The organism is Arthrobacter sp. Hiyo1 (assembly GCF_001263615.2).
GTDB lineage: Bacteria > Actinomycetota > Actinomycetes > Actinomycetales > Micrococcaceae > Arthrobacter.
Genome location: NZ_DF952469.1, coordinates 910,160 through 917,584, shown reverse-complemented (window position 1 = coordinate 917,584; position 7,425 = coordinate 910,160). Strand labels below are relative to the sequence as shown.

Annotated in this window: 10 protein-coding genes; 5 read left to right on the top strand and 5 right to left on the bottom strand. The window is 63.5% G+C overall.

The features are described 5' to 3' along the window. The 5 genes from AHiyo1_RS08505 to AHiyo1_RS08490 all read left to right on the top strand — a co-directional run. On the top strand, positions 1-402 hold a 402-nt coding region (locus tag AHiyo1_RS08505; RefSeq protein WP_275937046.1), incomplete at its 5' end, for an inositol monophosphatase family protein. Then, positions 389-1,231 (top strand): DUF6454 family protein, encoded by an 843-nt coding sequence (locus tag AHiyo1_RS08500; protein WP_172465533.1) that lies wholly within the window; start codon positions 389-391, stop codon positions 1,229-1,231. The genes AHiyo1_RS08505 and AHiyo1_RS08500, both read left to right, overlap by 14 nt. A gap of 56 nt (positions 1,232-1,287) precedes the next feature. Beyond that, positions 1,288-1,464 (top strand): hypothetical protein, encoded by a 177-nt coding sequence (locus tag AHiyo1_RS24605; RefSeq protein WP_172465532.1) that lies wholly within the window; start codon positions 1,288-1,290, stop codon positions 1,462-1,464. A gap of 144 nt (positions 1,465-1,608) precedes the next feature. Continuing rightward, positions 1,609-1,911 (top strand): DUF4193 domain-containing protein, encoded by a 303-nt coding sequence (locus AHiyo1_RS08495; protein WP_059388261.1) that lies wholly within the window; start codon positions 1,609-1,611, stop codon positions 1,909-1,911. A 371-nt stretch (positions 1,912-2,282) separates the two neighbouring features. Then, positions 2,283-2,828, top strand: coding sequence for an AMIN-like domain-containing (lipo)protein (locus AHiyo1_RS08490; RefSeq protein WP_059388260.1), 546 nt, complete (start codon positions 2,283-2,285; stop codon positions 2,826-2,828). Positions 2,829-2,899: 71 nt separating this feature from the next. On the opposite strand, the gene AHiyo1_RS08485 is transcribed toward AHiyo1_RS08490, so the two are convergent. The 5 genes from AHiyo1_RS08485 to AHiyo1_RS26430 form a co-directional block, all read right to left on the bottom strand. Beyond that, positions 2,900-4,465 (bottom strand): APC family permease, encoded by a 1,566-nt coding sequence (locus AHiyo1_RS08485; protein WP_059388259.1) that lies wholly within the window; start codon positions 4,463-4,465, stop codon positions 2,900-2,902. Between the two features lie 430 nt (positions 4,466-4,895). After that, complete coding sequence (locus tag AHiyo1_RS08480; protein WP_084784423.1) at positions 4,896-5,351, bottom strand: flagellar assembly protein FliW; 456 nt, start codon at positions 5,349-5,351, stop codon at positions 4,896-4,898. Continuing rightward, positions 5,348-6,235: a flagellar hook-associated protein FlgL gene (gene flgL / locus AHiyo1_RS08475; RefSeq protein WP_059388258.1), complete on the bottom strand. Its 888-nt coding sequence runs from the start codon at positions 6,233-6,235 to the stop codon at positions 5,348-5,350. Before flgL ends, AHiyo1_RS08480 begins: the two co-directional genes overlap by 4 nt. 3 nt (positions 6,236-6,238) lie before the next feature. Beyond that, complete coding sequence (locus tag AHiyo1_RS28210) at positions 6,239-6,340, bottom strand: flagellar basal body rod C-terminal domain-containing protein (protein ID WP_445286201.1); 102 nt, start codon at positions 6,338-6,340, stop codon at positions 6,239-6,241. Then, positions 6,337-7,425 (bottom strand): FlgK family flagellar hook-associated protein (locus tag AHiyo1_RS26430; protein ID WP_445286192.1); only part of this gene is annotated, 1,089 nt, incomplete at its 5' end. The genes AHiyo1_RS26430 and AHiyo1_RS28210, both read right to left, overlap by 4 nt.

Sequence of the window (7,425 nt, the reverse complement as noted above, 5' to 3'; positions counted from 1 at the left end):
CGGAAGCCGCTATCGCTGGCCTCCGCGGGGAGTTCGACGGCGGCCCTGGCCGGAACCGTGGTGGCGACCGAACTCGCGGGGCACCTGCCGTGGCCCGGGATGCTGGAACTGCTCGCCGAGCTCGGCGAACGGCACAGCATCATGCGGATTATGGGTTCAGCGACCATGACGGTGGTGGGCGTAGCTGCCGGGCGTGGTGCGGGAGCAATCATCGGAAGCTTCAGCCCGATCGACCACCTGGCGGCGACGCTCATTGTTCAGGAGGCCGGTGGCGTCGTCCTCAATTCCGAAGGCGAGATGGACACGTTCCCGGAGCAGGGCGGGGTTCTTGCGGCCCGTCCGGAATACGCGGCCGAGCTTTACGAGCTGTGGAGCCAGGCCCATGCCGATGCGGGGGACTGAGCTTCTCGCCGCTCTTTCCGCACTCGACCGGCGGAGCCGCTTCGAACTGGTTGGGGAGATCAGCCTCGACTTTCCGACGCACCACCCGCAGGGCATGGCGTTCGCCAAGGGGCTGACGTTCTTGTCCTCCGTTGAGATCCTCGATGCGCCGCGCCCCGCGGCGGATCCGGCATTACGGACTCGGGGGCGGGGGAACGGGCACGTGTTCGTCCTCGGGCCGGACGGTGGGCTGCTTCGCGATATTCCTGTAGGCGAGGACGCGGCGTATCACCCAGGGGGTATCGATTTCGACGGCGACCACGTCTGGGTTTCCGTCGCCGAGTACCGGGCCGCGAGCAGAAGCACCATCTATACGATCGATCCGGGCACCTTCGAGGTCCGCGAGCGGTTCCGGGTGGAGGACCACATCGGTTGGATCGTGCGCGATCCCGGAATGGACCTGGTGTTCGGCGGAAGCTGGGGTTCCCGGCAGCTCTACATCTGGGACACGGAAGGCCGCCTGGTGGATCAGTGGGAGAACCCTGGCCACTTCGTCGACTACCAGGATGCCCAGCTCCTCGGTCCGGGACTTCTGCTGTGCAGCGGGATTTCCCTGTTGCCGCAGGTTGATGGTGGTGTCCTTGAACTCGGAGGGCTGGCCCTGGTGGAACCGCTGCGGCAAAGAATCACGTGGGACGTGCCCATCGGCGTGTTCAGCGGCGCCGGTCACGTCATCACCCGCAACCCTGTCACCGTCACTGCGGATGAGTCCGGGCTGCTGATTCACGCGGCGCCCGACGACGGCGACGACGACGGCGGCACGCGGATACTGAGCTACAGGATCATTTAACACGGCTGTGACAGAGCGGAAACGGGTCTTGAACCGGGCCTCGATAGCGTGGCCGCATGATCGTATCCATCATGTCCAAGGTGAGCGCCTGGATCGAAGCTGCCTACTTCTACGACGCCGCCGAGCTGGGGGCCTCCGGAGCCACTGAAACCACCCGCTACGGTTGGCTCCCGGCGCTCAGCGGTGTGGCCATTGCCGACGCCCAAGCGCGGAAAATCCGCGTCGTGGAGTAGCGAAAACCCCCGGGATTCCGGGGTTCTTACGTGGCCAAATGTCTTGTTGAACACACTATTCGTTGACGGCGTGTACTATGCCCTAAACTGCTTCACTGAGGTGCCTGAAATGGCACTATGCAGCAACGAAAGTGAACCACACCAATGGCTACCGATTACGACGCCCCACGCAAGACCGAAGAAGAGTCTCCCGCCGAATCGCTCGAGGCCCTTCAGGCATCGCGCGGCTCCGGTGCCCAGACTGCTGTCATCGACATCGACGAGAACGACACAGCCGAGGGCATCGATCTTCCGGGCGCCGATCTGTCCGGCGAAGAACTAACCGTCATCGTTGTCCCGGAGCAGTCCGATGAATTTACGTGTTCATCGTGCTTCCTGGTCCGTCACCGCTCGCAGATCGCGCTGGAAAAGAACGGCCTCAAGTACTGCCGCGACTGCGAAGGCTAAACCCCGCACGCAAATCAGCCCCGCACGACTGGAATCCAGCATCCCCAAACCAGTCGGGCGGGGCTTTTGCATGCGTAGGCCCATCGATTGCTCCGTAACTGTCGTTCTGAGCGTTCAAAACGACAGTTACGGAGCAATCGATGCCGGCAAGCGCTCCGACGTCGTTATCCGTGATAACGAACAGAGGCGCGAGACGGCGCCGAAACCCCGGAAAGCCGCGGAAAGCAGACCGTTGAATCACGTCCTCGTGACCCTTCGCGAAGCCTGTTAACAGTTGGGCGCCGAAGCGGATACGAAGCTCTCTCAAGGGGCCGGACGCTCCTACGCTTGAGGTATCGGATCGCTCAAGAATTCAAGGGGAGTGGGCCCAAGTGAGAAGGTTTTACGCGTGGTTGGCAGCTTTGGTAGTGGCCGCCGGGCTTGGTCTAGTGGTTCCAGGGGAAGCGTCGGCAGCCCCGTATTGCGGGATCGCGTGGGGATCGTTGGCGAAGTCAAACCCCGCGCTGACCCAAGCGCAAGTGGTGAATGTCCGGACGGGGCAGCAACCGTGCTTTGACCGCCTGGTGATCGACCTGAATGGCGCCGTTGCCGGCTATTCAATCCGCTACGTTCCACAAGTACTCCACGATGGCTCGGGACTTCCCGTCGAGCTGAGGGGCAATGCGTTCCTGCAAGTCACGGTCAACGCCCCCGCCTATAACTCCAGCGGCAATGCCACGTACAACCCGGCCGACAAGAACGAGCTCACGAACGTCTCGGACTACAAGACTTTGCGGCAAGTGGCCTTCGCGGGCAGCTTCGAGGGATACACGAGCCTTGGCCTGGGTGTCCGCGCCCGGCTCCCCTTCAGGGTCTTCACGCTGGCCGGTCCGGGAACGGGATCGCGGCTGGTGATCGACGTCGCGCACATGTGGTGAAGCAACTACAACAGAAGCCCTGCTCCGGGTGATGCCGGAACAGGGCTTCTGCCACGCTGAGAGTTGCCCGGTTATTCGGGAACCACGAGGGCCGGTGTGTCCTTGCGAAGGGTTTCGCCGCGGAAGAAGCCGGGACGGACGCGGGCCATGATCACCATGACCACCGCTCCGAGGGCCAGGATGCCCACGCCGATGATGAACACGAGGCCGACGCCGAAGATCTCGGAACCGCTGCCGAAGTCGGGGGACCAGCTGTCCACCGCCGTCTGGATGAAGACGAGGGTCAGAACCACGCCGCCGATCACCGGGAAAAGCAGCCGCATGAAGAAGTTGCGGACGCTGCCGAATACGCTGTGCCGGAAGTACCAAGCGCAGGCAAAGGCGGTCATTCCGTAGTAGAAGCAGATCATCAAGCCCAGAGCCAGGATGGTGTCGTTGAGGACGTTCTCGCTGACAACCTTCATGATGGCGTAGAACCCGCCGGAGATAGCCCCGGCCATGATGGTTGCGAATCCGGGGGAACCGAAGCGCTTGCTCACGGAGGAGAACTTCTGCGGAAGGGCGCCGTAGTGACCCATGGCGAGAAGGCTTCGGGCGGGGGAGGCCATAGTGGACTGCAGGGACGACGCTGTGCCTGCGAGTACGGCCAAAGACATGAGGATGGCCAAAGGACCCATCACAGGGGACGCCAACGCGGCGAAGATATTGGACTGGTTGTCCGGGTTGTTGAGCCCGATGCCGTCCCCACCAACGCCAGCCACCATCATGGTTGCGACGATTACGGCGACGTAGAGACCCAGCACCGCGATCGCCGTCGTGGTGCCCGCCTTGCCGGCAGTACCCTTGCCGCCCTTGGTCTCTTCGTTGACCGTCAGGCAGACGTCCCAGCCCCAGTAGACGAAGACCGCGAGGGACATGCCGGCAGCGAACTGCTCAAAGCTGCTGATCTTCGTGGGGTCGAACCAGTCCCAACTGAAGGCGATAGCCGTTGGGGTGTCGCCGGAGGAGGCATGGGTGAGGGCCATGACGATGAACACGCCCAAGACCACTACCTGGAATCCCACCATGGCGTACTGCACGAGTTTGGTAGCGTGAAGTCCCCGGTAGCTGACCCAGACAGCCAGTGCCACGAAGGCCAGGCATGTGGCGATGTTCAAGGCTTTGTTGGAAGTGAGGTCGGCAAGATCGGGGTTGCCGAAAACCTGGGCGAGGAAGAGGTAGAAGAAGTCCACCGCGACGCCTGCCAGGTTGGAAAGGACGATGATGTTCGCGGCAAGCAGCCCCCAGCCGCCCATCCATCCGATGAAGGGGCCGAAAGCCTTGGTTGCCCATGTGAAGGTGGTGCCGCTGTCCGGCGAGTCTGCGTTGAGCTCCCGGTAGGCGAACGCCACGAGGATCATCGGGATGAAGGCGACGATGAAAATCGCGGGGAGTTGCAGGCCTACCGCGTTGACCGCCGGGCCCAGTGAGCTGGTCAGGCTGTACGCGGGCGCCACGGAAGAAATACCAAGGACGACGACGGCGAGGAGCCCCAGCTGCCCCGTCTTGAGTCCTTTGCCGCTGATGCCGTGCTCGGTGCCGGCGGGATCGTGGGCCTCCACGGTTTTCCTGGCGCTTGGGCGGGTTATTTGAGTCATGTGCTTGGCTCTTTCTAGATGGGCCGAAGGTTGTTGCTGGGTGATGCAGTGAAAGCCGTCTGTGGGGTCATCGAAGCTGATGGCGGGCGGCGGAGGTTGGGGCGCCCGGGTAGGTGGTGCAGATCATGATGGCTGTTCTCCGGTGAGACGGGAGTCACTAAATGAATGACGTTCATTTAGTATGGACGGGGAGAAGCCCTGGCGCAAGTGGTTTGACCAAACAATTTTGTGTCGGAGTGGAACTTCTGAGCGAGCGTCGGCCGGAAACGGCCCAAAAGTGAGCGAGCGTCGGCCGGAAACGGCCTAAAAGTGAGCGAGCGTCGGGGGAGGCCAAGCGGGTTTAGCGAGCCGCGATCCCGCGATCCTGGGATCCCCGCGGCTCAAGAAGGGACGCTCGCTCACATATGGGGCCAAAAGCGGTGACGCCCGCTCAGATCATCTGAGCGAGCGTCGGCCGGAAGGGGCCCAAAAGTGAGCGAGCGTCAGGGGAGGCGTGCTGCTTAGCGCTCAGCTCGGCCCGGAGGGGGTATTCCTTGCTATCGAGGAGAAGCTGCGTGCAGCGTCCGGTTTCCGGGTTCAGCACGATCGGGGCCGCGAGATTTACCGTGGTCTTCTCCGGGCTCGGGTTGACCACCACCAACGTGGTTGCCAGCTCAGCCCGGTCCAGGCCGAGGTCGTCCAGTGTCGAGCGGGGGATGGCGGGCTCGTAGCCCGGAACGTACACCACGGCCTCGGCCAGGAACATCCGGATCCGCGGGCTCGCCGACTCCATCGCGTAGAGCCCGGGGGCGCCGTCGATTCCCCGCAAAGCGAAGCCGTCAGACGCTTCAAGCCCGGGCATGGGCGCGGTGAAGCTCAACGCCCGGGAAGCCTGTGCGGTGCTCACTTCAGGAAATCCATGAGCGTGGGCTGGAGCGTCTTGGCGGTGACCGCAAGGGCAACCTGGTAGTTGGTTTCCTGCAGCTTCAAGTCCATGACGACCTTTCCGATGTCTGCGTCTTCAATTCCGGAGCGCTGTGCGTCCAGCGAGGCCTTTAGTCCGTCGACGGAGTCCAGGGCGCGCATGAGCTTAGTCTGCCTGGCACCGACGTCCGCGCGTCCGTTGACAACCGACTTGATCTTGTCGCCGATCGTCGTCAAACGCCCGCTGACATCCGCGCCGGAGCGGATATCGGCGACGACGTTGCTCACCAAAGCGAAGACGGAGCCGGCGCCGTCACCGAAGATCGCACCGCCGTCGGCGTCTACCCGCACCGTCTGTGTCGCGTCAATCCGTCGTTCCACTGTGCTGCCTGGCGTTCCGTTGAAGACCGGTGGCGTGGCGATGCTGAACGCGCCGGCGGAATCGGAACTTCCAGCGAAGACGTTCCGGCCCAGGTACTGCGTGTTTGCCTGGGCGAGAAGGTCCTTGTTGAGGCCTTCGATTTCGACGGCGATCGCCTCCTTCGCGTTGCCGTTCAGGGAACCGTTGGCAGCCTGGACCGTGAGGTCTCGGACCCGGTTGAGAATGTTGGTGGCCTGGCCGAGGGCCGAATCGGCGGTGGTCAGCCAGCCATTGCCGTCGTTGATGTTGTTCGAATACTGTCCGGCGGCGCTGAGCTGGCTCTTCGTAGCGAGCAGGTTCGCCGTGGCCGCGGGATCGTCCGAGGGCCTGGTGATGTTTTTGAGGTTGCTGGCCTTGTCCTGCAGCGCAGCGAGTTTTGCCTGCCCGGCCTGCAGGTTCAGTTGTGCGGCCGCCGACATTGTTTGGTTCGTGACACGGTTCAGCATGGCTTACCTTCCCACCAATCCGGTGTGGTTGATCAGGACGTCGAGTGCTTCATCCACGGCCGTCATGGCTCGGGCCGCCGCTTGGTAGGCGTGCTGGTTGCTCAGGAGGCTGATGTTCTCCTCGTCGAGGCTGACGGACGCACCGGAGGAACGCTGCCCGACGGCGGCAGTGCTCGCCGCGTCGGCGAGCTGCTGGTGCTGCTGTGCCGACTGTGACGCCGTGCCGATCCCTGTGACGATTCCGGACCACAGCGCGTCAGGGGAACCCTGCCCGGTGCCGATTTGGGCGACTGCGTCCGCGATTTTGCCGTCAAGGGCACCGGAACCTGGAGTGCCGGTGGCGATTCCCGCGGAGCTCGTCGGGATAACGCTGAGGGACAGGCCGCCGGGGCACCAGGGGTGGTCGCGAAGAAATCGAGGTTTGAGGCGCCGGTGGTGGACTGCCCGGTGCGGTGCACGGCATTGACATCGTTCATGAGTTTTGTGGCGAAGGCGTTGTAGGAAGCAGCGGCCTCGGAGATGGCGCCTCCCGCGCCTCCCGCGGCCGGTGCGAGAAGTGAGACAGCGCCGGCGAGCTTTCCGCCGTCGAGGGGAACCGCCACACCCGGGCGATCGGCCCATTCCAACTGCACTGGTCCCCCCGACTGCACCGCTGAGCCCAGCGCTCCCATGCTTGTTTGGCCGCTCAGCGCGAGCTCGCGGTGCGACGTACCCGAGACGATGGCGTTGCCGCCCACGAAGACATCGACCGTGCCGTCGGCGTTGTCCCGGACAGTTCCGTCAGCCAAGGAAGCAATAGTTTCAGTTACCTTGTTTCGGGCATCGATGATCTCGTTGGCGGATCCTCCCGAGGCCGTAACGGAACGGATCGTCGCGTTGAAGCCGGCCACTTGGGCTGCGGCATCGTTCAGGGTGGCGACAGTGCTTTGGGCTTCTCCGCGAATCCGGGTCCACTGTGAATCCAAGGCCTTGTAGCCCGCCGACACTGCATTGGCAACGGTGGTGCCGGCCTGCAGCAGCACGCCGGCCGGGGCTGCTTCTCCCGGGTGGTTGGAGACTCCCTGCCACGAGGACCAGAAGGTCTGCAACGCCGTCGATATTCCGGCGGGCCCGGGCTCGTTCAGGGAGCCTTCGAGTTGCTGGAGTTGGGTGGACCGATAGCCGGCGTAACCGGCCTGGGCCGCGCCGGA

Bases quoted from the DNA above. Each gene is read 5' to 3' on its own strand.
- AHiyo1_RS08500 (WP_172465533.1), top strand. From the start codon at position 389: ATGCGGGGGACTGAGCTTCTCGCCGCTCTTTCCGCACTCGACCGGCGG.
- AHiyo1_RS24605 (WP_172465532.1), top strand. From the start codon at position 1,288: ATGATCGTATCCATCATGTCCAAGGTGAGCGCCTGGATCGAAGCTGCC.
- AHiyo1_RS08495 (WP_059388261.1), top strand. From the start codon at position 1,609: ATGGCTACCGATTACGACGCCCCACGCAAGACCGAAGAAGAGTCTCCC.
- AHiyo1_RS08485 (WP_059388259.1), bottom strand. From the start codon at position 4,465: ATGACTCAAATAACCCGCCCAAGCGCCAGGAAAACCGTGGAGGCCCAC.
- flgL (WP_059388258.1), bottom strand. From the start codon at position 6,235: ATGCTGAACCGTGTCACGAACCAAACAATGTCGGCGGCCGCACAACTG.